We start from the raw sequence: 24,438 nt of genomic DNA, 5'->3' as shown, positions 1-24,438 counted from the left end.
GCCCGCCCCGGAACCCACCCCCGACGTCCTCGTCACGAAACAGCAGGAGCACCCTCATGCGCACCACCACCAGAACCCTCCGTACCGCCACCGCCGTCGTCGGCGCCCTGGGCGTCCTGTCCCTCAGCGCCTGCGGGGCCGCGGACACCGGCAAGAACCAGGACGCGAGCGCCGGGGACAAGACCGTCAGGCTGACCGTTCCCTCCTGGGTCGGCGCGCAGGCCAACACGGCCGTCGCCGCGTACATCCTGGAGAAGGAGCTCGGCTACACGGTCAAGTCCCAGCAGATGGGTGAGGTCCTGGCCTGGGACGCGCTCTCCAAGGGCGACGTCGACGCCATCATGGAGGACTGGGGTCACCCCAAGGAGGAGAAGCGGTACGTCGAGGAGAAGAAGACCGTCGTCAAGGGCGGCGACCTCGGTGTCACCGGCCACATCGGCTGGTTCGTGCCCAAGTACTTCGCCGACAAGCACCCCGACGTCACGGACTGGAAGAACCTCGACAAGTACGCCAAGGACTTCGCCACCGCCGAGAGCGGCGGCAAGGGCGAACTCCTGGAGGGCTCGCCGGACTACGTCACCAACGACGACGCGATCATCAAGAACCTCGGCCTGAACCTGAAGACCAACTACGCGGGTTCCGAGGCGGCGCAGATCACGGCCATCAAGAAGTACGTGAAGGACGAGAAGCCCTTCCTCACGTACTGGTGGACCCCGCAGTGGCTGAACGCCGAGGTCGAGCTCGTCGAGGTGAAGCTGCCGGAGTACAAGGAAGGCTGCGACGCCGACCCGGAGAAGGTCGCCTGCGCCTACCCGAACACGCCCCTCCAGAAGTTCCTCAACGCGGACTTCGCGAAGAACGGCGGCGAGGCGGCGGAGTTCCTCAAGAACTTCAAGTGGACGACCGAGCAGCAGAACGAGGTCGCCCAGATGATCGCCGGGGAGAAGATGTCGCCCGAGGCCGCCGCCGAGAAGTGGGTCAAGGCCAACGAGTCGACCTGGAAGGCCTGGCTGCCGAAGAAGTGACCTGACCTGACCTGACCTGACCTGACCTGACCTGACCTGACCTGACCTGGCCTGACCGGCCCGGCCGCCGTGTACCCGTACGCCCACCGCGCGTACGGGTACACGGCGGACCTGCGTCGTCGCCGCCGGGATCAGGGGCCGTACAGCGGGATCAGGGACCGTACAGCGGCAGGCCCTCGGACGGAATCGCCCAGTCGCCGATGGTGACCTTCTCGCCGTACACGAACTCCTTGCGCGTGGCGTACCGCGGGCCCGCCGGCGTCGTGTGGATGTCGCTGAACACGGCCCCGGTGCCGGTGCGCGGGTCGAAGAGCGCGTAGACCGGGATGCCGAGCAGAGGGTAGTCGCGCATCTTTCCCACCCAGTCGTTGTCCGGGTTCGACCGCGACACGACCTCGACGGCCGCGAGGACCGTGTGCGGGTCGAATGAGCCCTCGCCCTCCATGTCGGCCTCGGCGATGACGATCACGTCCGGGTGACGCATGACGCCCTCGCCCGCGTGCTCCACGTCGGGAGTGCCGGTGTGCGCGACCAGGCCCTCCGGGAGGACGGCTTCGAGGCGTTTGCGCACCCGCAGCACGGTGAGCTCGTGCGGCCTCGCGGGCGACATCATGTCGTGGACGATCCCTTCCTTGGTGATCTCGAACTTGCCGGGAAGGGTGTCGTCCATGGACTGGACGAACTCACGCATGACCTCGTACTGGCGCGCGTCGTGCTGAGCGTCGTCCGGGGCGATGGTCATGGGGCTCGCTCCTCGTCGTCCGTACCCGGCGGCAGGGGTCGTCCCCCTCATGCTAGGCGGCCGCCGCCCGCTCGCTCCGGCAGTCGCGGCACAGTTCTCCCTCCGGCGCGCGGATGCCCCGCTCGCAGCCGTCGCAGGTCCGCATGGCGCGGGGTCGCGGCGCCGGTGCGGGCAGAGGTGGGGGCAGGAGGGCAGCGAGCCGGTGGGCGAGGAGCCCCGAGGGCCGTCTGAGCGGGCCGGGCAGACCGCTGGTGAGGGCCAGGCGGACGGCGTCGGGGTGCACTTCCCGTTCGAGCCACGCGGACACGGCGGGGGCCAGGCGGCGCACCTCGTGCTCGGAGAGCAGCAGGCGGATGTCGTCCCGTCGCAGCCCGGCGAGCAGGTCCACGGCGATCCGGTGGCGGTCCGGGTCGTGCACGGCGGGCTCCGGCAGCCGGGCCGGGGGAGGGGCAGCGGGGGCAACGGTGGGCGTCCCGCGCACGGGTGCCACGGGACCGGGCGGCTCGGGCGTCGGTGGCGGCGTGGGAACGACGGGTTCGGGCACGGGGAGGACGGGCTCCGGCGCGGGATCGACGGGCTCCGGCACGGGAACGACGGGCTCCGGCACGGGAACGACGGGCTCCGGCGTGGGCGCGGGCCCGAGGGCTTCCCGGCCCCGAGCGGGCTCGGGGCCTTCGGGGGTGACGGCCGGCGGGGCCGCCCCCGCCTCGCGCCGTGGCACGGGCGCCGCCGCGTCCTGTACCGCCTCCGGCCGGGCGTAGCAGACCGTACGGGTGACGACCTTGCCGGACGGAAGCCGGTCCAGGAAGCGCCGCAGGTAGCGGTGGGTCTCCAGCTCCCGCAGCGCGGCGGCGATGCGCGCCTCGCTCTCCGGGAAGCGGTCGGCCAGCACCTTGACGCCGACCTTCGCGCCGTCCGGCAGCGACAGGATGTGCACCGCGAGGCCGATCGCGGTCAGCGACAACTGCCCGTGCTGGGCGAGGTGGTTGCCGACGATCGTGAAGCGCTCGGTGTGGATCGCGTGGACGTGGACGACACCGAAAGCGGTGACACGGGCCGGAACGCGGGACGAGGCGCGCGGGGGCGCGCTAATCTGCTGGGTATCCATCGGGAAGGGCCTAACTTCCTCGGTGGTCAGGCCCTCGATCGGGATTGGGAGTCCCGGCCGGGGGCCGACGCATGTCTGTGGTTGTCGCGGCGAGCATATGCCCGCCAACCCGCGCGAAATCCAGTCCGATTGGACAAAGTCACCCGCGAGGGTGACGGGGGTTCAGGTGGTGAACGGGTGGGTGGGGTGGGGTGGTTTCCCGGTTCTTTTCCCGGTACTTACAAGCTTTTGCGTCCCAGGTGCCCGCGTCGCGGAAGACCGGGTCGCGGGTAGCCGCGATCCGGTGCCACCAGTCACGGAACGAGGTCGAGCTCCGCCCAGACGGTCTTCCGGGGCACCGTCCCGGCGGCGACACCCCAGCGGTCGGCGAGCGCCTCCACGATCAGCAGCCCGCGCCCGGACTCGCATTCGGCTTCGGGGACGTGGGGTGTGCCGGGGGCGGGCGGGAGCCGGTCGCCCCGGGTGTCGGTGACGGCGATCCGCAGCAGCTTCCCGCCGTCCTCGACGGCGAGTTCCAGCCGGAAGTCCCGGCCGGGCACGCGGCCGTGGGTCATCGCGTTCGCCGCCAGCTCGGCGACGATCTGCGCTGCCGCGTCCGCGGGCGCGTCGGGCACGTCCCAGGTGGCGAGCTGGGCGGCCGTCAGCAGTCGCGCGAGCCGCGCGCCCCGGCGGGTGGGGGAGAGCAGGACCGTGAACTGCCGCACGGGAGCGGAGGATTCGGTTCGGGTGATTTTCTGGGTCACGTCACTCAGAGTGGTCATTCCGTGCCTACTCTGGACAGAGCGCCGCGTGTACGGACCGTGACTGTCCCGGTGTTGTCCGGGCCTGTCCACCCATGTCCGGCGGTGCGCCGACGACACGAGGGGACGACGGGCGGAGGCGGGTGTCGTATGACGAACGGGAGCGCCGCGGCGGGGGCGGACGAGCCGGGCGAGGACGTCGAGTGGGACGACGACGACTCGGGCGCGGTCGTCGCTGCGGTCGGACGCCAGATCAGGCTGTGGCGGGAGGCGGCGGGCCTGCGCGCGGCCGAGCTCGGCGCCCTGATCGGCTACGGGGAGAACCAGGTCTACAAGGTCGAGACCGGCAAGCGCATCCCCAAGCCGGAGTTCCTGGACAAGGCGGACGAGGCCCTGGGCGCGGGCGGCAAGATCTCCGCGATGAAGGAGGACGTGGCGGAGGCGAGGTACCCGAAGAAGGTCCGGGACCTGGCGAAGCTGGAGCGCAACGCGGTGGAGCTCGGCGCGTACAGCAACCACAACCTGCACGGATTGCTGCAGACCGAGGAGTACGCCCGCGCACTGTACGAGATGCGCCGACCACCCTTCAGCCCCGATGAGGTAGACCGGCACGTCGCCGGTCGCCTCGGACGGCAGAGGATCCTGGAGCGAAAGCCGGTCACGACGCTCACCTTCGTGCTGGAGGAGGTGACGATCGCGCGCCCGCTCGGAGGCAGAATGGTGGTGCGTCGCCAGCTCGAACACCTGCTGGACGTAGCCCGGTTACGGCACGTCGAGATCCAGGTGATGCCCACGGACAGGGAGGACCACGCGGGGATGGGAGGCCAGTTCCAACTCCTCAAGCTCCACGACGGTACGGCGGTCGCGCACTGGGAGGGGCAATTGTCGAGCCGCATGATCTCCGACCCGAAGGAGGTCCGGATCATCGAGCTGCGCTACGGAATCCTCCGGTCTCAGGCTCTCACCCCACGGGAGTCTCTGGCCTTCATTGAGAAAGCGTTGGGAGAGAGATGACCCCCAGGACCTCAAGCGAAGCCGCCCCCGCCCTCGTCTGGTTCAAGAGCAGCTACAGCAGCAACGACGGCCCTGAGTGCGTCGAAGTCGCCACGCAGGCCGAAGCGGTCCACGTCCGGGACTCAAAGAACGTGCCGGGCCCCGCGCTCGGGTTCACGTCGGGCGCGTGGGCGGACTTCGTCGCGCACACCGCCGGGAACTGATCTCCGGGTCCCCGGGCCCGGCTGCGCCGCCGCGCAGCCGGGCCCGGGGACCCAAGGCGCGCAGACGCGCTACGCCGCCCCGCCCGGCCCCCGTCCTCCACCGACCCGGTCGTACGCGCGAGTTCGACCGCGCACCTGGGACATCGGAGCGAGTGCCGAAGCGGAGGCAGGGGCCGGCCATCCTCGCCAAGGCCAAGGCGCGCGGACCTCCGCCAGTCAGTCCGCGTGCCGCCCGGGGGCCTTGAGCGCCGTCGTCGTGCCGTCCGAGTCCTCCACGTCCGCGCTCACGGGTACGTCGACGGCCCGGGCGATCCGGGCGACGGCCGCGAACATCTCCGCGGCGGGGGCGTCCCCGTCCGCGTACCCCAGCGACGCCGCGACCCCCGTGCCCGGCGTCGTCAGGGCGGGGAAGCCCGCGTCCGCGAAGGCGCGGGCGCTCGCCGCTTCCCGCGGTCCGGGGAGGACGAGCGGCTCGTCCGCCGCGCGGCCGTGGTGCAGGGCGCGGAACGTCCCCACCGCGCACCTGGCCATGCCGCCCGCCTCAGTGCTTCAGTGAACCGGGCTTGTAGTGGCCCGGGACGAGGCGGCCGGTCACCGAGAAGCGGTTCCACACGTTGATGACGGTGATCGCGGCGATCAGCCGGGCGAGTTCGGCCTCCTCGAAGTGGGCCGCCGCCTTCTCGTAGACCTCGTCGGGGACGAAGCCGTCGGTCAGGACGGTCACCGCCTCGGTCAGCTCGATGGCCGCGAGCTCCTTCTCCGTGTAGAAGTGCCGCGACTCCTCCCAGGCGCTGAGCTGGATGATCCGCTCCACCGTCTCGCCCGCCGCCAGGGCGTCCTTGGTGTGCATGTCCAGGCAGAAGGCGCAGTGGTTGAGCTGCGAGGCGCGGATCTTCACCAGCCCCAGCAGGAACGGGTCCAGCCCCTTCGCGGCGGCCGTGTCCAGCTTGACCATGGCCTGGTAGACGTCGGGCAGCAGCGCGGCGACGGAGATGCGCGGGGTGTGCTCGGGGGCGAGGTCACCGGTGGGGTGTGTGTGCGTTGTCATGCCTCGACCGTACGGCCTCTGTGGCACCCCGCTATGGTCCAGTTCCATGACCGAACAATGGGCCACTTTCGGCGCCGACCTGCACCTGGAACTGCGCGGTCCACGGCTGCGCACCGGTCTGACGGACGCCCTGCGCGAGGCGGTGCGCGGTGGCAGGCTCGCGCCCGGAACCCGGCTGCCGTCGTCCCGCACCCTCGCGGCCGACCTCGGCATCGCGCGCAACACGGTCGCCGACGCCTACGGCGAACTCGTCGCCGAGGGCTGGCTCACCGCCCGGCAGGGCTCGGGCACGCGCGTCGCCCAGCGGTCCGCGCCGCCGCGCGTGACGAGGCGAGGGCCGGCCCCGGACCGGGCGGGGGCCGGCGCCCGGTCCGCGTACAGCCTGATGCCCGGCCGCCCCGACCTGGCCTCCTTTCCGCGCGCCCAGTGGCTGGCGTCGGCCCGGCGGGCGCTGAACGCCGCGCCGGACGAGGCGTTCGGCTACGGCGGCCCGCACGGGCGCGTCGAACTGCGGAACGTCCTCGCCGACTACCTCGCCCGGGCGCGGGGCGTACACGCGGCTCCCGAGCAGATCGTGGTGTGCGCGGGCTTCGTGCACGGCCTGCGGCTGATGGGCGCGGTCCTGCGGCGGCGACGCATCCGGGAGGCGGCCGTCGAGTCGTACGGGCTGGACATCCACTGGGACCTGCTGACGGGCGCGGGGCTGACCACCGTCCCGCTGCCGTTCGACGAACGGGGCACGCGCACCGAGGCCTTGGCGGGGACGCGGGGCGCGGGCGCGGTCCTGATGACGCCGGCGCACCAGTTTCCGCTCGGCGGCGCGCTGCACCCGGACCGGCGGGTCGCGGCCGTCGACTGGGCGCGTCGCACCGGCGGTCTGGTCCTGGAGGACGACTACGACGGCGAGTTCCGCTACGACCGCCAGCCCGTGGGCGCGCTCCAGGGGCTCGACCCGGACCGGGTGGTGTACCTGGGGACGGCCAGCAAGTCGCTCGCTCCGGGGCTGCGGCTCGGCTGGATGGTGCTCCCGCCGGACGTGGTGCCGGAGGTGCTGGCGGTCAAGGGCGTCGAGGAGTGGGCCTGCGGGGCCCTGGACCAGCTCACCCTGGCGGACTTCATCGCCTCGGGCGCGTACGACCGGCATGTGCGCGGGATGCGGCTGCGCTACCGGCGCCGGCGCGACGAACTGGTGGCGGTACTGGCCCAACGCGCTCCGCGGGTCCGGGTGAGCGGGATCGCCGCGGGGCTGCACGCGGTCCTCGAACTCCCGCCGGGCACCGAGCAGGCCGCCCTGCGTGCCGCGGCCTGGCAGGGCCTCCGGGTCGAGGGCCTGGCCCGCTTCCGCCATCCGTCCGCCCCGGCGGACCTCCCGGCCCCCGAGGGGCTGGTCGTCGGTTACGGCACCCCGTCCGACAGCGCCTGGGCGGGCACGCTGGAGGTGCTGTGCGAGGTGCTGCGGGCGAGCGGGCGTTGAGGCACGCCGGGGGCGCCGGACTTCGTACGCGACCGGCCCGCCCCGGTTGTACGCGACGGGCCCGCCCCGGTTGTACGCGACGGGCCCGCCCCGGTGTCACACCGCCCCGGTCAGCTCCGCCGCGCCGAAGGAGACGTCGAAGCGGTCGCACCAGATGCTGACGCTGCTGTAGGCGGCCAGGTCGATGCCCTCGGGTACGCGGTAGTTCTGACTGCCCTTGTTGCCCTTGAGCTTGCCGAGGCTGACGTGCTTGCCCTGGTCGAAGACGTGCCAGCCGGCCTTGCCCTCCTTGACCGGGGCGTCCGTCAGCAGGACGCGCAGGTCCGGGCCGTTGCTGGTGTCCAGGTTCTCCAGGCGGACGACGTGGGAGCCGTCGGCGAGGCGGACGAGCTTCACCGCGCCGGTCGTGGTGTGCTCATGGCTGATCAGCTCGCCGCCCGCGAGCGTCCGGGGCCCGGTGTCCTGGGCGGGCGCGTCGGGCGTGCCGGACGCGGCGGGCGCCGGGGTGCCCGTCGCGGCGGGCTCCACGACCCCGGCCAGGGACTCGTCCACCCTCGTGTCCTGCCACAGCTTCCACGGCTGGAACCAGTACAGCCCCGCTCCGATGACCAGGACGGCGGCCGTGCCCAGTGCCGTCCACCATCCACGTCGTCTGCCTGCCATGCCGGTGCTCCTTCGTGCGTCTGCTGCGGATGCCCCCATTCAACGCGAGGCGGAGCCGGGAACGGGCCGGGGCGGGATGACGAAACCCTTACGCCGGTGCCGGTGCCGGTGCCGGTGCCGTGCCGCTACCGCCGGTGCCGGTGCGGGTGCCACCGCCGCTCCTTACCGGGTCGTGACATCCCGGCCGGGCTCAGCCGCAGGCCGTCGCGCCATTCCTAGGGTGGGGACCATGCGAGTACTGGTCACCGGCAGCGCCGGTTTCATCGGGTCCCACGTCGTCGAGGCCCTGGCGGAACAGGGCCACGAACCCGTGGCGTTCGACATCCGCACGGACGCGACGGAGGACGTCAGGGACCACCGGGCGGTCGCGAAGGCCCTCGGCGGTGTCGACGCCGTGTGCCACCAGGCCGCCATGGTCGGGCTCGGTTCCGGCTTCGCTGACGCGCCGGACTACGTCTCCCACAACGACCTCGGCACGGCCGTCCTGCTGAGCGCCATGGCGGAACGGGGCGTCGGCCGGCTGGTGCTGGCCGGCTCGATGGTGGTGTACGGGGAGGGGCGGTACGAGTGCGGGCGCCACGGTACGGTCCGGCCGGGCCCCCGGCGGGCGTCCGACCTCGACGCGGGGCGTTTCGAGCCCCGCTGCCCGGTGTGCGGCGACGCCCTCGCCCCGGGCCTCGTCACGGAGGACGCGCCGGTGGACCCCCGCAACGTGTACGCGACGACCAAACTCACCCAGGAGCACCTGGCGGCCGCCTGGGCCCGTGCCACCGGGGGCGGCGCCGTCTCCCTGCGCTACCACAACGTCTACGGCCCCCGCATGCCGAGGGACACGCCCTACGCGGGAGTGGCGTCGTTCTTCCGCTCCGCCCTCGCCCGGGGCGAGGCCCCGCGCGTGTTCGAGGACGGCGGGCAGCGCCGGGACTTCGTGCACGTGCGGGACGTGGCGGCGGCCAACGCCGCCGCGGTGACCGCGACCGGGTCCGCTTCCGCCGACGGGCTGCTGCGCGTCTACAACACGGGGAGCGGCGAGCCCCGCACGGTGGGGGAGATGGCCCGGGAACTCGCGGAGGCCGCAGACGGCCCGCTCCCGGTGGTCACGGGCGAGTACCGGCTCGGCGACGTCCGCCACATCACGGCCGACTCGTCCCGTCTGCGGGACGAACTGGGCTGGCGTCCGCGCGTCGGCTTCGCCGAGGGCATCGCCGAGTTCGCGGGGGCGCCCCTGCGGGGGGACGAGGACGTCTGAGCCCACCGGCGGCGCGCACCGCCCGTGCTCCCGGGCCGTGCCCGTGGCCGTTCCCGTGCTTGCGCGCCCGTGCCCCCGTGCCCGTGGCCGTGCTTGCGCGTCCGTGCCCCCGGGCCGTGGCCGTGCCCGTGCTTGCGCGCCCGTGGCCCTGCTCCGGGACTCGTGGCCAAGCTCGTGGCCCTGCTCCCGGGCCCGTGGCCCCGGGCCCGTGCTCCCGTGCTCGCTCCCGCCCCCGTGGGGCACGTGGGACGCGCGCCGCCGGTGCGCGGGCGTCCCAACCGCCCGCCCGCGCGGGGCCAACAGCCCGGGTCGGGAGAGCCCCTGGCGCGCGGCCGGGCCGTCCGTCCGCCCCGCGGCCGCCCGCCCGTCAGCGCGCATCCGCCCGCCCCGCACGGGACCGGCCGCTCACCCGGCGGCGGCCGGCAGCGTGATCTCGAAGCGGCAGCCGCCGGGGACGTTGCGTACGCTCGCCCGCCCCCGGTGCGCCTCCACGATCCCGCGCACGATCGCCAGGCCGAGCCCGGCGCCGGCCGGCGGGGTGCGCGCGTCACTGCCCCGCCACCCCGTGTCGAAGACACGGGGGAGGTCGTCCTCGGGAATCCCCCCGCATCCGTCGCTCACGGTCAGGACCACCGCACCGTCGCCTCCCCGTTCCGCCGCCACGGCCACCGTGCCGTCCTCCGGGGTCCGGTGGATGGCGTTGACGAGGAGATTGCCGAGGACCCGGCTCATCTCCCGGCTGTCCACCGTCACGGGCAGCGTCTCGTCACAGCGGCCCACGAGCCGGACGCCCCGCTTGCGCGCCAGCGGGTCGGCCCCGGCCAGCGCCTCCTCCACCAGGTCGTCGAGCGAGACGCGGACGGGCGCGAGCACGAGCGCCCCGGCGTGGATGCGGGACAGTTCGAAGAGGTCGCCGACCATGCCGTTCAGGCGCTCCACCTCCAGCCGTATCTGGCGCAGATAGCGGTCGGGGTCCGCGGCGACGCCGTCCTCCAGCGCCTCGGCCATCGCCCGTAGTCCCGCCAGTGGAGTGCGCAGGTCGTGCGAGATCCACGCGACCAGCTCCCGGCGCGAGGACTCCAGAGCCTGCTCGCGGGCCCGTGACGCGGCCAGGCGCTCACTGGTGGCGCTGAGTTCGGCGCCGAGCGCGGCCAGCTCGGCGGTCATGGGGCCGGCGGGCGTCTCGAAACCGCCGTCCGCGCCGAAGGACCGGGCCGCCCGGCGCAGATCGTGGCTGCGGGCCACCACCCAGCGGCCCAGCAGAAGTGCCGTGGCCAGGGACACCACGGCCGCCATAGCGACGACGGTCGTGACCACGGCGAGGTCGTGCGGCGACAGGAACATCGCCCAGCAGACGCTGAGCGTGCCCGCGAGCATCGCGGCCACCGCGACGGCGGTGACGACGGCCAGCGAGGCGGTCAGCGACCGACGGCGCAGCGGAACCAGGGCCAGTGTCCCGGCCGCCCCGGCGGCGCCGGCGCCCAGCAGGGCGTACAGGGCGATGAGGAGGATGTCACGCACGCCGTTCCCCTTCCACCCGGCCGCCGCGCGGACGTTCGTCCCCCTCGGCGTCGTCCCCGTTCGCGGCGTGTTCGGCGGCGGCGGGCTCGAAGCGGTAGCCGACCCCCCAGACCGTCCGGATCAGGCTCGGCCTGGCCGGGTCGTCCTCGATCTTGCCGCGCAGGCGGCGCACATGGACGGTCACCGTGGACAGGTCGCCGAAGTCCCAGCCCCACACCGCGCGCATCAGCTCCTCCCGCGAGAAGGCCCGGCCGGGATTCCGCAGGAAGAACGCGAGCAGGTCGAACTCGCGCAGGGTCAGGGCGAGCCGCGCGCCGTTCCTGGACGCCGTCCGTGCGGCGGTGTCCATGTGGATACCGGTGGAGGTGAGCGGCGGGGCCGTGCGCGGCGGGAGGGACCGCCGCAGCACCGACCCGACGCGGAGCGTCAGTTCCCGCGGGCTGAACGGTTTGGTCACGTAGTCGTCGGCGCCCACTTCGAGGCCCAGGATCCGGTCCTCCTCGTCGCCGCGGGCGGTGAGCATGACCACCGGCACCGGGGCCCGGCCGCGCAGCCGCCGGCAGACCTCCAGGCCGTCCATGCCCGGCAGCATCAGGTCGAGGACCACCAGATCCGGCCACCGGACCCCGGCGCTCTCCAGTGCCGCGGGCCCGTCGGCGGCGAGGTCGACCGCGTAGCCCGCGCGGGTGAGGTAGCCGGCGACCACCTCCGCGACGGTGGGGTCGTCGTCGACGACGAGAACCCGGGCGGGACGGTCGGGATCCGTGGCCGGGGCGAGGGGCTGCTCCATGGCCTCAGCCTCGCACTCCCCGCGCGGTGGCGGACCGCCGCGTCGCTCCGAGACCGCCGACGTCCTCGTTTCGTAAGCACGCCTGGCCCGATTTGTCCGGATCTGATTCGTAGGGTGAGGCGGGTGACGATCCACTCCGTACCTCCCGCAGACATCGTGCTGCCCTGTCTCGACGAGGCCGCGGCGCTGCCCTGGGTCCTCGACCGGGTGCCGGAAGGCTGGCGCGCCATCGTCGTGGACAACGGTTCCACCGACGGTTCGGCCGGCATCGCCCGGGACCTGGGCGCCACGGTGGTGCACGAGCCCCGGCGCGGCTTCGGAGCCGCCTGCGACGCCGGTCTCCGTGCCGCCCGCGCCGACGTGGTCTGCTTCTGCGACTGCGACGCCTCGCTCGATCCCGCCCTGCTGGTCCCGTTCGTCGAGGAGGTACGCGCGGGGGCGGCCGACCTCGTCCTCGGCCGCAGGCGCCCCCAGGGCCGTGGTGCGTGGCCCGTGCACGCCCGGGTGGGCAACCTGGTCCTCGCCCGCATGCTGCGGCGCCGCACCGGGCTACGGCTGCACGACCTCGGCCCGCTGCGGGCGGCCCGGCGGGAGCCGCTGATCGCCCTGGGGCTCGACGACCGGCGCAGCGGGTATCCGCTCCAGATGGTCGTCAGGGCGGCCGACGCCGGCTGGCGGATCGCCGAGCACGACGTGCCCTACCGGCCCCGGGCCGGGTCGTCGAAGGTGACCGGCACCTGGCGGGGCACCTGGCACGCGGTGCGGGACATGCGGCGGGTGCTCGCCGAGCCCGCGCCCGCCACCGGCCCCCGCGAACCGGCTCGGGGCGCGGGGGCCGGCGGGCGGGCGGCGCCGGAGCCCGGGCCGCAGCGGGAAGGCGACCCCGGGCCCGAACGCGGTCCCGGGCCTGAACGCCGTCCCGGGCCGGAACCGGGGCCCGGGCCGGATCGCGACCCCGGGCCTGAACGCCGTCCCGGGCCGGAACCGGGGCCCGGGCCGGATCGCGACCCCGGGCCTGAACGCCGACCCGGGCCGGAACCGGACCCCGAGCCGGAACCGGCGCTGAACCCCGGCTCTCCGGGCACGGCGGCCGCCGGGCGGCCGGAACCGGGCCCCGGGCCCGAGCGCCGCCCCGGGCCCGATCGCGGCCCCGGGCCTGAACGCGGCCCCGGGCCTGAACGCGACTCCGGGCCTGAACGCCGTCCCGGGCCGGAACCGGGGCCCGAGCCGGAACCGGCGCTGGACCCCGGGCCTCCGGGCACGGCGGCCGCCGTGCGGCCAGCTCCGGAGCCCGGGCCGCAGCCTGAACGCGGCCCCCGGCCCGAGCGCGGCCCCGGGCCGGAACCGGGGCCCGGCCCGGGTCCTGCGCCGCGTCCCGGTCCGGGTGCGGCGCGGGGAGGCAGCCGGTGACGACACTTCTCGTGATCGCGAAGGAGCCGGTACCCGGCCGGGTGAAGACCCGGCTCACCCCGCCCTGGACCCCCGCCCAGGCCGCGGACCTCGCGGCCGCCTGCCTCGCGGACACCCTCGGGGCCGTCGCCCGCACACCGGCCGACCGGCGCGTCCTGGTTCTCGACGGCCGCCCCGGCCCCTGGCTCCCCCCGGGGGTCGACGTCGTGCCGCAGTGCGCCGGCGGGCTCGACGAGCGGCTGGCCGCCGCGTTCGGCCTCTGCGCGGGCCCCGCGCTCCTCATCGGCATGGACACCCCGCAGGTCACCCCCGAGCTGCTGACGCTCCGGCTGGCGAGCGGGGAGGCGTGCCTCGGGCTCGCCGAGGACGGCGGCTTCTGGGCCCTGGGCCTCGCCGAGCCCGATCCCGCCCTGCTGCGCGGCGTCCCGATGTCGACCGGCCACACGGGCGCGGCCCAGCGTTCCCGGCTCGTCGAGGCCGGACTGACGGTCCGCAAACTTCCCTGCCTGCGGGACGTGGACACGGCCGAGGACGCGTTCGCGGTGGCGGCACGGGCGCCGCACGGCGCGTTCGCCGCGGCTCTGGCCGCGCTGACCGGGGAGGGCGGACGATGACCTCCGCGACCAGCAGGCCGGCCTGTGCGGCGGCGTCGGCCTCGTGGAACGCCGAGCCGTACGCGGACGCGCTGCGCACCGGACACGGTCCGCTGTTCCTGCGCCGCGGGGACGGCTGGCTGCTGCCCCTGGAGGTCGAACGCTGGTGCTCCGGACCCGACGAGGCCGATCTGACGGTCCTCGCACGCTGCAGGGGCACGGTCCTCGACGTCGGCTGCGGCCCGGGCCGGCTGGTCGGGGAACTGGCGGCCCGTGGACGTACCGTCCTCGGCATCGACGTCAGCCCGGAGGCCGTCGCCCGGACGGCGGCCACGGGCGGCCAGGCGCTGCGGCGTTCGGTCTTCGAGCCCCTGCCGGGCGAGGGCCGCTGGGGCACCGTGCTGCTGCTCGACGGGAACCTCGGCATCGGCGGCGAGCCCCAGGCGCTGCTGCGACGGCTGGCGGCCGTCCTCGCGCCGGACGGAGTCCTGATCGCCGAGACCGCGCCCGTGGACGTGGACGAGAGCGCGCACGTACGCCTCGTCCGTGATGCGCGGCCGGGAGCGCCGGCGGGTACGGCGTTCCCGTGGGCCCGGCTCGGCACACCGGCGCTGCTCCGGCACGCCACGCGTCTCGGCTGGCTGCCGGCCGGTCAGTGGTCGGTGGGCGGCCGGTGCTTCGCCGCCCTGCGCAACCGCAGCGCCAGCAGGGCCGCCGACCCCGCGAACAGCGCGGCCGTCACCAGCAGCCAGCGTTCCGCGAAGCCGTCGCCCGGCAGTCCCGTCGCCGTCTCGTAGCGTTCGGCCACCCGCCCGCTGATCAGCGGGAACCAGAGCAGCAGCAGCAGCGCGGAGAGCGCCGCCGGGACACGGACGTATCCGACCGCCTCCCGGTGCCCGAGGGCCCGCGCCCCGCCCACCAGGGCGCGGTCCGCCAGGGAGTACAGGGGCAGCAGCACGAGGTCGTGGAGCACGACCGCCCCCACGAACCAGAGCACCACCAGACCCGGTTCGTCCCCTGCCACCATGCGCACACCCGCGTACCCGGCGAGGGCGAACGACGCCGCGAACAGGAGCAGGAGCAGGAGCGGGAGCAGCGGACCGCGAAGGGCCGGGCGCGGACGTCCCGGAAGGCGGCTCACGAGCGGCCCCCGTCGCGCAGCGCCGCGTCGCCGAACGAGAGCGCCGTCACCCACTTGGTGTTGAGCACCCCCGGTGCGGCCGGGACGATCACCCGGGCCGGATAGCCGTGGTCGGCGGTGAGCGGGGCCCCGTTGACCTCCAGCGCGAGCAGGGACAGGGGGTCGAGCACCTGGTTGTCGCGCAGGGCCGCCTGCCGGAACGCGCCGCGCCGCTGGAGGGAGGTGACCAGGACCCCCGGCGGGTCGTCCGGATCGTGTCCGGCGAGCGCGGCAAGGTCCCGCAGCCGCACACCGCGCCAGTCCTGGTCGGAGGTCGACCACCCCTCGACGCAGGCGATCGGCAGGGAGGCGCGGTGCAGCGGGAGTTCCAGCAGGTCCGTCCGGCGCAGCCGGACGGTGCCCGCGGGGCCGGTGACCGACAGCCGCCACATTTCGTCCCGGACCTCGGCGGGACGGATTTCGGCATAGGCGGCCGTCTTGTTGATCTGGAACGCTCCCGGTCCCCGACCCGGCTCCGGACCGCCGTGCGGCGCCAGGACGGCCGTGGCGCGCAGGGCGTCGGAGTTCCGGCCCACGGTCGTCACGAACAGCAGCAGGGACGCGCCGCCGACGAACGCGAGCGCCCCGCGCCGTGACACGGTCGGCGCGTCCCGGTCCGGTTTCGGGTCCGGTTCGGGGGGCGGAGCCGCCTCCGCCTCGGCCGGCGGCGGTCCGGCCGGTCCCGGCCCAGCCTTGGGCGGCGGGGCCGTCTCCGCCTGGGCTGCCGGCGGTCCGGCCGGTTCCGGTTCCGGTTCCGGAGGCGCTGCCGGCCCCCGTGGTCCCGGTCCCGGTCCCGGTTCTCGGGGTGTGGCCGGTTCCGGCCCGGCTTCCCCTGGTGCCGCCGGACTCCGCTCGTCCCCCTTACCGGGTCCCGGAACCGGACCCGGCGCCGCCTCCTGCCCCGGCTCGTCCTCCTTCTCGGGGCCCGGAACCTGCCCCGGCGCGTCCTCCTTCCCGGGTCCCGGAACCGGTCCCGGTCCCGGTCCGGCCTCCGGCCCCGCCGCCTCCTCCCGCCACGTCCCCCGGCGCTGCGGCCGTTCCGCGCGCAGCTCCCGCAGTGTCCGCAGCGCGACAGGCGCCCGGAGCACCACATGGGCCGCCAGGCCCGCCAGGAAGACCCACGCACCGTAGAAGTGGAGCCGGTAGAACGAACCCGGGAACACGTAGTCCAGCTGGATGTTGAGCAGCCCGGTGGCGAACTGGAACAGCGCCCCGCCGACCAGGAGGAGCAGCGAGAGCCGCTCCAGGCCGTGCGTGAGGGAGCGCACCGGCGGCAGCGCGAACAGCTTCGGCACCACCGACCACAGTTTGGCGAGCAGCACGGGCACCAGCGTGATCCCCAGCGTGACGTGGACGCCCTGGTTCAGCCGGTACAGCCACGGCGGGTCGGTGGGCCAGGAGAAGAGGTAGAAGCCCAGCAGTCCCTTGTCGGGGGTCTTGTCGTTGACCGCCGCCAGGTCCGGGTTGTAGGCGGCGTACGAGAGGAGCCCGGTGAGGAAGAGGACGGGCATGCCGACGAGCAGGACGGCACCGAGCACGGACGTGAGGACGGGCCCGCGCAGGGGACTGCGCCAGAAGGCCGGAGAGGTGGGGAGCCGGAGGTCGCGCATGCGCCGACCGTAGGCCGCCCACACCCCTTGCGGGCGGGTCCGACTCGTGACGAAACGCTGACGTCGGCTCCGCCGCTGCCTCCTGAGGGCCCGTCCGCGCCTAGCGTTCCCCTCGTGACCCGCCCCGTCCTGCGTGACCTCCTCGCCGCCCTCGCCGCCGGCCTCCTCCTGCTGGTGGCCGTACTCGTCGGCCACCACCTCCAGAACTCCGACGGCACGCTCTTCGTCGACTGGCCTCCGCTGCTCGCCGACTGGGACCCCCATACCGGGCCGGGCACCGTGCCCGCCGTCGCGATCGCGGTCGCCGGCGTGGCGTACGGCCCCGGGCTCGCCGCCCGGCTGCCCTGGCGCATCATGCCGTGGGCCGTGTGGGGGACGGCGACCGCGTGGACCTTCTCCCTGGCCCTCGTCGACGGCTGGCAGCGCGGGGTCGCGGCGAAGCTGACCACCCGCCACGAGTACCTCCAGGTGATCGACCGTTTCGCCGACATCCCGGCGGCCCTGCGCGGCTTCAACGGGCACATCCTGATCGACGCCCCCGACAACTGGCCCGCCCATGTCGCCGGTCATCCCCCCGCCGCACCGCTGACGTTCGTGCTGCTCGACCGGGTCGGTCTGGGCGGGGGCGCATGGGCCGGGGTCTGGTGCATCCTCCTCGGCGCGTCGGCGGCGGCGGCCGTCCTCGTCACCGTGCGCCTCGCGGCCGGTGAGGAACTCGCCCGCCGGGCCGCCCCGTTCCTCGCCCTGGCGCCCGCCGCGGTCTGGGTCGGGACGTCTGCGGACGGCTGGTTCGCCGCGGTCGCCTGCTGGACCGTCGCCCTTTTGATGATCGCCGTCACCCGGCGGGCCGTACTCCCCGCCGCGGCCGCGGGCCTGCTGTTCGGACTGACCTGCTATCTCTCCTACGGGCTCACCCTGTTCGCCCTGATCGCGGGAGCGGTGCTGCTGCTCGGACGGCGGGCGGTGCGCGAACGGCCGGTCCTCCTGGCCTGGTTCGCCGCCGGTGCGGCCGTGGTCCCCGCCGCGTTCACGGCTGCCGGATTCGACTGGTGGGAGGCGTACCGCCTGCTGGTCGAGCGATACCACCAGGGGGCGGGCGGTATCCGGCCGTACGGCTACTGGGTGTGGGCCAACCTCGCCTGCACGGTGGTCATCACCGGCTTCGCGACGGCAGCCGGCCTGCGCCGCACCGCCTGCGTGCTGGCGGCGGAACGCGGCCGGGCGCTCACCCCGCCCGGGACGGGCGGTCCTGCCGCGTCCGCCGCCCGTCTGGCCGTGCTCGTGGCCGCCGCGCTGCTGGCCGTCGTCGTGGCCGACCTTTCCGGGATGAGCAAGGCGGAGACCGAGCGGATCTGGCTGCCGTTCGCCCTGTGGCTGCTGCCCGCCTGCGCCTACCTGCCCGGCGCGCGGGCGTGGCTCGGCGCACAGGTGGTGCTCGCTCTGCTGGTCAACCACCTGCTGCGCACGGGCTGGTGAGGCTCCTTCGCCGGCCGGGCCGGGCGTGAGGACGACCGGGTGCGCCGCCGGTGCGCCGCCGGGCCCGGGCCGGACGCGCCGCCGCGTGCGGGCCGGACACATCGCCGGGAGCGCCACCGGGTGCTGTCCGGGCCCTGCCGGCTCCTGGTCGCGGGCGCGCCGTGTGCTCACCCGGCTGACGGGGCTCCGTCGTTCCGGGCGTCGTCCCTCCCGCCGTCCGGCTGGGCCGGGGGTTCGCCGAAGCGGGCCAGGGCGAGGGCGCCCGCGACCGCGATGGTGAAGCCCGCGACGGCCAGCGGGGCCAGGCCCTCGCGGGTGCGGTCGCCCAGCCAGACGACGCCGATCAGAGCGGGGCCGATCGTCTCGCCGATGACCATGCCCGCCGTTGCGGTGGTCACCGAACCGCGTTGCAGCGCCGAGGTCAGCAGCAGGAACGCCGCCCCGCCGCCGAGCAGCAGCGCGTACAGGGCCGGGTTGGCGAACAGCCCGGGCAGTGCGACCGAGTCGACGAGCCGCACCGACACCTCCACCACACCGAACCCGAAGCCCGACCCCAGGCCCAGCACCAGGGCCCGCGGCTTGGCCGGGAGCCGTCCCGCGAACGCGCCCAGGACGAGGACGCCCACCGCCGCGCCGAGCATCGACCAGCGCAGCGCGTCCGAGCCCGCCCGGTCGCCCTCGTGGCCGGCGGCGAGGCCGAGGAGCGCCAGGCCGACGCAGACCCCGGCGACCGCCGCCCACTCGGCGCGCTTCAGCCGGATGCGCATCAGCCGCGCCGCGACCACGGCCGTGACCGCGAGGCTCGCGGCGAGCGCCGCCCCGACCGCGTAGATCGGCAGCGCGCGCAGGGCGACGACCTGGAGCACGAACCCCGCGCCGTCCAGCGACAGTCCGACGAGGTAGCGCCACTGGCGCAGCGCCCGCAGCAGCAGCGCCGCGTCGACGCCCGAGCCGGTGCCGGGGGCGGCGCTGCGCGCGGCCATGGCCTGGAGGACGGAGGCCGTGCCGTAGCAGACGGCCGAGGCGAGCGCGCAGATCATCCCGAGGAGCACGAGGGGACTCTAGGCAGCGGGGCCGGGCCACCGGGGGACCGCCGCACCTCGGCCCCGGCGTCCCGCACCGGCCCCGGCGTCCCGTACCGGCCTTGGCGTCCCGCACCGGCCCCCGCGCCCCGTACCGGCCCGGCGCACTGCCGGTCGTGAGCAGCGGCCGGGCGGCGAAGACTGCCGGGGCCGGGCACTGGCCGGAGCGGGGGCGTCCGGCAGAATTCGGTACGCCCGGGCCGCGACGGCGCCGTCCCGTACGGACGGCGGGGGAGGGCGCGCACCCGCGCCCCCGTCCCGCCCGGCACGGCATCAGCAAGGCCCGTGAGCACGGCGCTCCACACGCGCCGCGCCACGCACGGGCGGGACGAACGGGACGGGGGAGTTCCGGTATGACCAGCACGAACAGCACGAACAGCACGACCCGCGCACAGGGGCGCGCGGACAGCGGTGTGCCCGCCGGACCCGGCGCGCACGCCGGGCACGACACACGCACCGCACGCCCGCCGCGGCGCCGCAGGCTCCGCTCCGGCACGGTCGTGCTCGGCGGGGTGGGCCTGCTCGCGGCCACCCTCGCCGCCTGCGGCTCCGACCCGGACAAGCGCTGCGTCGACCCGGTGTCGTACGACGTGCTGCCCGACTCCAAGTGCCGCAGCGGCGGCTCGACCGGCACCGGCGGTGCCGGAGGGGGTGGCGGCGGTAAGTACTACTACGGCGGCACCGTCAGCGACGGCAAGGTCAACGGCGGCAGCTTCGACAAGTCGGCCGTCAGCCGCGGCGGCTTCGGCAAGTCCGGCTCGGGCGGGGGCTGATCGCGCCGTGCGACGCCGTACCACCGAGCCCCGCCCCGGCTGGCAGCAGACCGTCGAGGCACAGGGCTGCATCTATCCGCTCACCCGCCACCCGGACGGCTCCCTGCGTCCCTACTGGGACGAGAGCGCCTACTACGAGTTCAGCCTCCCGGAGGTCGAGGCGCTGGAGGAGGTCGTCGAGGAGCTGCACGCCATGTCGCTGGCGGCCGCGGCGCACATCGTCGAGAAGAACCGATTCGCCGAGCTGGGCATCACCGACCCGCGCGTCGTCGCCCACATCACCGAGTCCTGGCGGCGGCGCGACGAACTGCCGTCCCTCTACGGCCGGTTCGACCTGCACTACGACGGCACCGGGCCCGCCCGGATGCTGGAGTACAACGCCGACACCCCGACCTCGCTCGTCGAGGCGGCGAGCCCGCAGTGGTTCTGGATGGAGGAACGGTTCCCTGGTGCCGACCAGTGGAACTCCCTCCATGAACGCCTCGTCGCGGCCTGGCGGCGCCAGGCCCCGCTGCTCCCTCCCGGCCCGGTGCACTTCGCGCACACCGACGGGGACGAGTGCGGCGAGGACCTGATGACCGTCGCGTATCTGCGCGAGACCGCCGAGCAGGCGGGCATCGAGACCGAGGCGCTGTCCGTCGAACGCATCGGCTGGGACCGGATCTCCGGGCGCTTCGTCGACGAGCGGCTGCGGTTCATCCGGAGCTGCTTCAAGCTCTACCCGTGGGAGTGGCTGGTCACCGACGACTTCGGCCCGCACGTCCTGGACACCCTGGACAACGGCGGCGGCACCGGCACCACCTGCTGGATCGAGCCCGCCTGGAAGATGCTGCTGTCCAACAAGGCGCTGCTCGCGATCCTGTGGGACCTGTACCCGGGGCACCCGAACCTTCTCGCCGCCTATCTCGACGGGCCGCGTGAACTGGCCGACGGGCCCGGCTGGGCGGCCAAACCGCTGCTCGGCCGGGAGGGCGCCGGGGTCACGCTGCACCAGCCCGGCGAGGTGCCGGCGCGGCCCGGCGAGCCGTCCTGCTACCAGGAGCTGGCGCCGCTGCCCGACTTCGACGGCAACCGGGTGGTCCTCGGCGCGTGGGTGGTCGAGAACGAGGCGGCCGGCCTCGGCATCCGAGAGTCCGCGGGCCCGGTCACCGACGGCTACGCCCGCTTCCTCCCGCACGTCATCCTCTAGCGCGTCCGGGCCCGGGGTGGTCCCGGGCCTGGCCCGGACGCCACGCCCGGCCCAGGCCCGGGACCACCCCGCGCCCGGGCCCGGACGCCACACCCGGCCCGGGTCCTGGGCCCACCCGACCCCGGGCCCCGCCCGCGCCGGGCTCCCGCCCGCGCGGGGCGCCCCCGGGCCCCGCCCCCCTCACCTCTCCGCCAGCACCGCCCGCAACTGCGCCAGCCCCCAGTCCAGGTCCTCCCGGGAGATCACCAGCGGGGGCGCGAGGCGGATCGTCGCGCCGTGGGTGTCCTTCACCAGCACACCCCGGTCCATCAGCCGCTCCGACACCTCCCGCCCGGTGCCCACCGCCGCCGGGACGTCGATCCCCGCCCACAGCCCGCGGCCGCGCACCGCGTCCACCAGCCCCTCGTCGTGCCAGGTGCGCAGCTCACGGTGCAGATGGCCGCCGAGATCGGCCGCCCGTCGCTGGTACTCGCCGGTGCGCAGCATCGCGATCACCTCCAGGGCCACCGCGCACGCCAGCGGGTTCCCGCCGAAGGTCGACCCGTGCTCGCCCGGCCGGAACACGCCGAGCACCTCCCGCGAGGAGACCACCGCCGAGACCGGTACCACCCCGCCGCCCAGCGCCTTGCCGAGCACGTACACGTCCGGGGCGACGCCCTCGTGCTCGCACGCGAAGGTCCGGCCGGTGCGCCCCAGACCGGACTGGACCTCGTCGGCGACGAAGAGCACCCCGCGCTCGCGCGTGAGCCGCCGCACGGCGGGCAGGTAGCCGGCCGGCGGCACGACCACCCCGGCCTCGCCCTGTACCGGCTCCAGCAGCACGGCCACCGTGTTCGCCGACACGGCCGCCTCCATCGCGGTCAGGTCCCCGTACGGCACGATCTCGAAGCCCGGGGTGTACGGACCGAAGTCCGCGCGGGCCTCGTGGTCGGTGGAGAAGCTGATCAGGGTCGTCGTCCGGCCGTGGAAGTTGTTGCCCGCGACCACGATCTTCGCCTGGCCGTCCGGGACGCCCTTGACCTGGCGGCCCCACTTCCGGGCGGTCTTCACGGCCGTCTCCACCGCCTCCGCGCCGGTGTTCATGGGCAGCACCGTGTCCATGCCGCACAGTTCGGCGAGCTGCTCGCAGAAGTCCCCGAAGCGGTCGTGCTGGAAGGCGCGCGAGGTGAGCGTCAGCCGGTCGAGCTGCGCCCTCGCCGCGTCGATCAGCCGGTGGTTGCCGTGCCCGAAGTTCAGCGCCGAGTACCCGGCCAGCAGGTCCAGGTACCGCCGCCCCTCGACGTCGGTCATCCACGCGCCCTCGGCCGAGGCGACGACGACCGGCAGGGGCTGGTACGTGTGCGCGCAGTGGGCCTCGGCATGCGCGAAGGCGTCCCGGGACGTGCCCCCGGACGCCGCTGACGCGGAAGACGTGGTGGTCGACACAGGCTGCTCCGATCGTCGGTGCGTACCGTCCCTCCGTTCCATCGTCGCTCGCCGCCCGTGGGGGGACACCCCGTACGCGCCCGGCGCCCGCCCGCAGCCCCCGCCCGAAGGGCAACGCCCCCGCCCCGCCCGTCCCGGGGCGCGCGGCGCACCTGAGAGAATGATGTGCATGGCCTCGTCTGACCTTCCGCCCTTCGCCGCCGAGCAGCACCACCCCCAGCGGGGTGGCGGCTCCGCCGCCGCGCGGCGTCCCCGTGTGCTCTCCGGGATCCAGCCCACCGCGGGCTCCTTCCACCTCGGCAACTACCTCGGCGCGGTCCGCCAGTGGGTGGCGCTCCAGGAGACGCACGACGCGTTCTACATGGTCGTGGACCTGCACGCGATCACGGTCCCGCAGGACCCCGCCGAGCTGCGCGCCAACACCCGGCTCGCGGTCGCCCAGCTGCTCGCCGCCGGACTCGACCCCGAGCGCTGCACCCTGTTCGTGCAGAGCCACGTGCCCGAGCACGCGCAGCTCGCCTGGGTGATGAACTGCCTCACCGGCTTCGGCGAGGCGTCCCGGATGACGCAGTTCAAGGACAAGGCGGCCAGGCAGGGCGCGGACCGCGCGTCCGTCGGGCTGTTCACGTACCCGATCCTGCAGATCGCGGACATCCTGCTGTACCAGGCGAACGAGGTGCCGGTCGGTGAGGACCAGCGCCAGCACATCGAGCTCACCCGGGACCTCGCCGAGCGCTTCAACGGCCGTTTCGGCGCCACCTTCACCGTCCCGAGGCCGCACATCCTCAAGGAGGTCGCCAAGATCTACGACCTCCAGGACCCGGCGATCAAGATGAGCAAGTCCGCCTCCACGCCCAAGGGCCTGATCAACCTGCTCGACGAGCCCAAGGCCACGGCGAAGAAGGTCAGGAGCGCGGTCACCGACACCGACACCGTGATCCGCTTCGACCCGGAGGCCAAGCCCGGCGTCAGCAACCTCCTCTCCATCCTGTCCACCCTCACGGGTACACCCGTCCCGGTTCTGGAGCAGAACTACGAGGGCAAGGGCTACGGTGCGCTCAAGACCGACCTCGCCGAGGTGATGGTCGACTTCGTCACACCGTTCAGGACCCGCACCCAGGAATACCTGGACGACACCGAGACGCTGGACTCCATCCTGGCCAAGGGAGCGGAGAAGGCCCGCGCGGTCGCCGCCGAGACCCTGGCCAGCACATACGAGAGGGTGGGATTCCTCCCCGCGAAGCACTGAGCACCCGTGCGGCGGCCGTCCGGGCCGCCGCACCGCCCCCGCCGGCGCAGCGCCCCGTCACCGGGCCGTCACGGAACCGGCACGTCCGTGCGGGGGCCGCCCGGGCCGTGACCAAGGACTCTGGCCACGACGCGGGTGCACCCGCCACACTGGCGCTGCACCACCACAACCGACCCGGTACCGGACCTTCCGGCACGAAGACCAAGGAGAACGACGTGGGGACCGTAACGCTCGGCGTTTCGATCGCGGTCCCGGAGCCACACGGCAGCCTGCTCCAGGAGCGCCGCGCGGGCTTCGGCGACCCCGCTGCCTACGGCATCCCGACACACGTCACCCTGCTGCCGCCGACCGAGGTCGACGCCCTGCTGCTGCCCGCCGTCGAGGCGCATCTCGCGGCCGTGGCCGCGGCCGGCCGTCCGTTCCGGATGCGGCTCTCCGGCACGGGCACCTTCCGCCCGCTGTCGCCCGTCGTCTTCGTCCAGGTCGTCGAGGGCGGCTCCGCCTGCTCCTGGCTCCAGAAGCGGGTCCGGGACGCCTCGGGGCCCCTGGTGCGCGAGCTCCAGTTCCCGTACCACCCGCACGTCACCGTCGCCCACGGCATCTCCGAGGAGGCGATGGACCGGGCGTACGAGGAGCTGTCCGAGTACGCGGCCCAGTGGACGTGCGCCTCCTTCGCCCTCTACGAGCAGGGCCCGGACGCGGTCTGGCGCAAGCTGCGCACCTTCGCCTTCGGCGGCGGGATCGCCGGGGTGCCCGCCCAGGGCTCACCGGTCGACGAGCACGCGACCACCTGAGCCCGCCGCCCCGGGCGCCGGGCCCCCGCGGGCCCTTGTCCCCGGCGGGCCCTTGTCCCGGGGTCCCGGCGGGTCCCGTA

General features: G+C 74.6%; 22 protein-coding genes and 2 pseudogenes. 13 read left to right on the top strand and 11 right to left on the bottom strand.

The genetic code is table 11. From position 1 onward, the window contains the following. Nucleotides 1-56 precede the first annotated feature (56 nt). Nucleotides 57-1,025 carry an ABC transporter substrate-binding protein gene (locus C593_RS0111255; RefSeq protein ID WP_018847405.1) on the top strand — a complete coding sequence of 323 codons (969 nt, stop codon included), beginning with the start codon at nucleotides 57-59 and terminating at the stop codon, nucleotides 1,023-1,025. A gap of 151 nt (nucleotides 1,026-1,176) precedes the next feature. Here C593_RS0111255 and C593_RS0111250 read toward each other — a convergent pair whose 3' ends face one another. From C593_RS0111250 to C593_RS0111240, 3 genes are all read right to left on the bottom strand, one after another. Beyond that, nucleotides 1,177-1,767 carry a Uma2 family endonuclease gene (locus C593_RS0111250; protein ID WP_018847404.1) on the bottom strand — a complete coding sequence of 197 codons (591 nt, stop codon included), beginning with the start codon at nucleotides 1,765-1,767 and terminating at the stop codon, nucleotides 1,177-1,179. Nucleotides 1,768-1,819: 52 nt separating this feature from the next. After that, nucleotides 1,820-2,875 (bottom strand): hypothetical protein, encoded by a 1,056-nt coding sequence (locus C593_RS0111245; RefSeq protein ID WP_018847403.1) that lies wholly within the window; start codon nucleotides 2,873-2,875, stop codon nucleotides 1,820-1,822. Between the two features lie 293 nt (nucleotides 2,876-3,168). Beyond that, nucleotides 3,169-3,618, bottom strand: coding sequence for an ATP-binding protein (locus C593_RS0111240; protein ID WP_026277584.1), 450 nt, complete (start codon nucleotides 3,616-3,618; stop codon nucleotides 3,169-3,171). A gap of 147 nt (nucleotides 3,619-3,765) precedes the next feature. On the opposite strand from C593_RS0111240, the gene C593_RS0111235 reads away from it, so the two are divergent. Both C593_RS0111235 and C593_RS0111230 read left to right on the top strand, forming a co-directional pair. Next, nucleotides 3,766-4,629, top strand: a complete 864-nt coding sequence (locus C593_RS0111235) for a Scr1 family TA system antitoxin-like transcriptional regulator (RefSeq protein WP_018847401.1) — start codon at nucleotides 3,766-3,768, stop codon at nucleotides 4,627-4,629. Then, nucleotides 4,626-4,832: a DUF397 domain-containing protein gene (locus C593_RS0111230; RefSeq protein WP_018847400.1), complete on the top strand. Its 207-nt coding sequence runs from the start codon at nucleotides 4,626-4,628 to the stop codon at nucleotides 4,830-4,832. Before C593_RS0111235 ends, C593_RS0111230 begins: the two co-directional genes overlap by 4 nt. 258 nt (nucleotides 4,833-5,090) lie before the next feature. Here C593_RS0111230 and C593_RS29445 read toward each other — a convergent pair. Beyond that, nucleotides 5,091-5,363: pseudogene (locus C593_RS29445) on the bottom strand (isocitrate lyase/phosphoenolpyruvate mutase family protein); the annotation flags it as partial. A gap of 10 nt (nucleotides 5,364-5,373) precedes the next feature. Beyond that, nucleotides 5,374-5,880 carry a carboxymuconolactone decarboxylase family protein gene (locus C593_RS0111220; RefSeq protein ID WP_018847398.1) on the bottom strand — a complete coding sequence of 169 codons (507 nt, stop codon included), beginning with the start codon at nucleotides 5,878-5,880 and terminating at the stop codon, nucleotides 5,374-5,376. 46 nt (nucleotides 5,881-5,926) lie between these two features. Between C593_RS0111220 and pdxR the strand changes: the two genes are divergently transcribed. Then, entirely contained in the window at nucleotides 5,927-7,354 is a 1,428-nt protein-coding gene (gene pdxR, locus C593_RS0111215) for a MocR-like pyridoxine biosynthesis transcription factor PdxR (RefSeq protein WP_018847397.1), read from the top strand. 96 nt (nucleotides 7,355-7,450) lie between these two features. Here pdxR and C593_RS0111210 read toward each other — a convergent pair whose 3' ends face one another. Then, nucleotides 7,451-8,017 carry a DM13 domain-containing protein gene (locus tag C593_RS0111210; RefSeq protein ID WP_018847396.1) on the bottom strand — a complete coding sequence of 189 codons (567 nt, stop codon included), beginning with the start codon at nucleotides 8,015-8,017 and terminating at the stop codon, nucleotides 7,451-7,453. A gap of 229 nt (nucleotides 8,018-8,246) precedes the next feature. Between C593_RS0111210 and C593_RS0111205 the strand changes: the two genes are divergently transcribed. After that, nucleotides 8,247-9,266 carry an NAD-dependent epimerase/dehydratase family protein gene (locus C593_RS0111205; RefSeq protein ID WP_018847395.1) on the top strand — a complete coding sequence of 340 codons (1,020 nt, stop codon included), beginning with the start codon at nucleotides 8,247-8,249 and terminating at the stop codon, nucleotides 9,264-9,266. 405 nt (nucleotides 9,267-9,671) lie between these two features. On the opposite strand, the gene C593_RS0111200 is transcribed toward C593_RS0111205, so the two are convergent. Continuing rightward, the gene (locus C593_RS0111200) at nucleotides 9,672-10,787 is read right to left on the bottom strand and encodes a sensor histidine kinase (protein ID WP_018847394.1); all 1,116 of its coding nucleotides are present in this window, start codon (nucleotides 10,785-10,787) and stop codon (nucleotides 9,672-9,674) included. Further along, a complete protein-coding gene (locus tag C593_RS29440) occupies nucleotides 10,780-11,577 on the bottom strand; it encodes a response regulator transcription factor (RefSeq protein WP_018847393.1) in 798 nt (265 codons plus the stop codon). The genes C593_RS0111200 and C593_RS29440 overlap by 8 nt, the downstream gene beginning before the upstream one ends. Before the next feature lie 123 nt (nucleotides 11,578-11,700). On the opposite strand from C593_RS29440, the pseudogene C593_RS29435 reads away from it, so the two are divergent. The 3 genes and pseudogenes from C593_RS29435 to C593_RS0111180 form a co-directional block, all read left to right on the top strand. Continuing rightward, nucleotides 11,701-12,396, top strand: a pseudogene (locus C593_RS29435) (glycosyltransferase family 2 protein); the annotation flags it as partial. A 587-nt stretch (nucleotides 12,397-12,983) separates the two neighbouring features. Next, the gene (locus C593_RS0111185) at nucleotides 12,984-13,601 is read left to right on the top strand and encodes a DUF2064 domain-containing protein (RefSeq protein ID WP_018847391.1); all 618 of its coding nucleotides are present in this window, start codon (nucleotides 12,984-12,986) and stop codon (nucleotides 13,599-13,601) included. Continuing rightward, nucleotides 13,598-14,377, top strand: coding sequence for a class I SAM-dependent methyltransferase (locus tag C593_RS0111180; protein ID WP_018847390.1), 780 nt, complete (start codon nucleotides 13,598-13,600; stop codon nucleotides 14,375-14,377). The genes C593_RS0111185 and C593_RS0111180 overlap by 4 nt, the downstream gene beginning before the upstream one ends. Before the next feature lie 340 nt (nucleotides 14,378-14,717). Here C593_RS0111180 and C593_RS29430 read toward each other — a convergent pair whose 3' ends face one another. After that, entirely contained in the window at nucleotides 14,718-16,370 is a 1,653-nt protein-coding gene (locus C593_RS29430; protein WP_018847389.1) for a molybdopterin-dependent oxidoreductase, read from the bottom strand. A gap of 114 nt (nucleotides 16,371-16,484) precedes the next feature. Between C593_RS29430 and C593_RS0111160 the strand changes: the two genes are divergently transcribed. Further along, complete coding sequence (locus C593_RS0111160) at nucleotides 16,485-17,846, top strand: hypothetical protein (RefSeq protein WP_018847388.1); 1,362 nt, start codon at nucleotides 16,485-16,487, stop codon at nucleotides 17,844-17,846. A gap of 167 nt (nucleotides 17,847-18,013) precedes the next feature. Here the strand turns inward: C593_RS0111160 and C593_RS0111155 are convergent, their stop codons facing one another. Beyond that, entirely contained in the window at nucleotides 18,014-18,886 is an 873-nt protein-coding gene (locus C593_RS0111155; RefSeq protein ID WP_051093676.1) for a hypothetical protein, read from the bottom strand. 542 nt (nucleotides 18,887-19,428) lie between these two features. On the opposite strand from C593_RS0111155, the gene C593_RS0111150 reads away from it, so the two are divergent. Together C593_RS0111150 and C593_RS0111145 are read left to right on the top strand one after the other, a co-directional pair. Beyond that, nucleotides 19,429-19,701 carry a hypothetical protein gene (locus tag C593_RS0111150; protein WP_026277582.1) on the top strand — a complete coding sequence of 91 codons (273 nt, stop codon included), beginning with the start codon at nucleotides 19,429-19,431 and terminating at the stop codon, nucleotides 19,699-19,701. Nucleotides 19,702-19,708: 7 nt separating this feature from the next. Further along, complete coding sequence (locus C593_RS0111145) at nucleotides 19,709-20,890, top strand: glutathionylspermidine synthase family protein (protein ID WP_018847385.1); 1,182 nt, start codon at nucleotides 19,709-19,711, stop codon at nucleotides 20,888-20,890. 180 nt (nucleotides 20,891-21,070) lie between these two features. Here the strand turns inward: C593_RS0111145 and rocD are convergent, their stop codons facing one another. Next, entirely contained in the window at nucleotides 21,071-22,315 is a 1,245-nt protein-coding gene (gene rocD / locus C593_RS0111140; protein WP_018847384.1) for an ornithine--oxo-acid transaminase, read from the bottom strand. Nucleotides 22,316-22,571: 256 nt separating this feature from the next. Here rocD and trpS point away from each other — a divergent pair, with 256 nt between their 5' ends. Further along, on the top strand, nucleotides 22,572-23,564 hold the full coding sequence (trpS, locus tag C593_RS0111135; protein ID WP_026277581.1) for a tryptophan--tRNA ligase: 993 nt from the start codon (nucleotides 22,572-22,574) through the stop codon (nucleotides 23,562-23,564). 215 nt (nucleotides 23,565-23,779) lie between these two features. After that, nucleotides 23,780-24,358 (top strand): 2'-5' RNA ligase family protein, encoded by a 579-nt coding sequence (locus C593_RS0111130; RefSeq protein ID WP_026277580.1) that lies wholly within the window; start codon nucleotides 23,780-23,782, stop codon nucleotides 24,356-24,358. Nucleotides 24,359-24,438: the final 80 nt, after the last annotated feature.

This window comes from Streptomyces sp. CNT372 (assembly GCF_000377145.1).
This window is presented reverse-complemented; position numbering and strand designations above follow the sequence as displayed.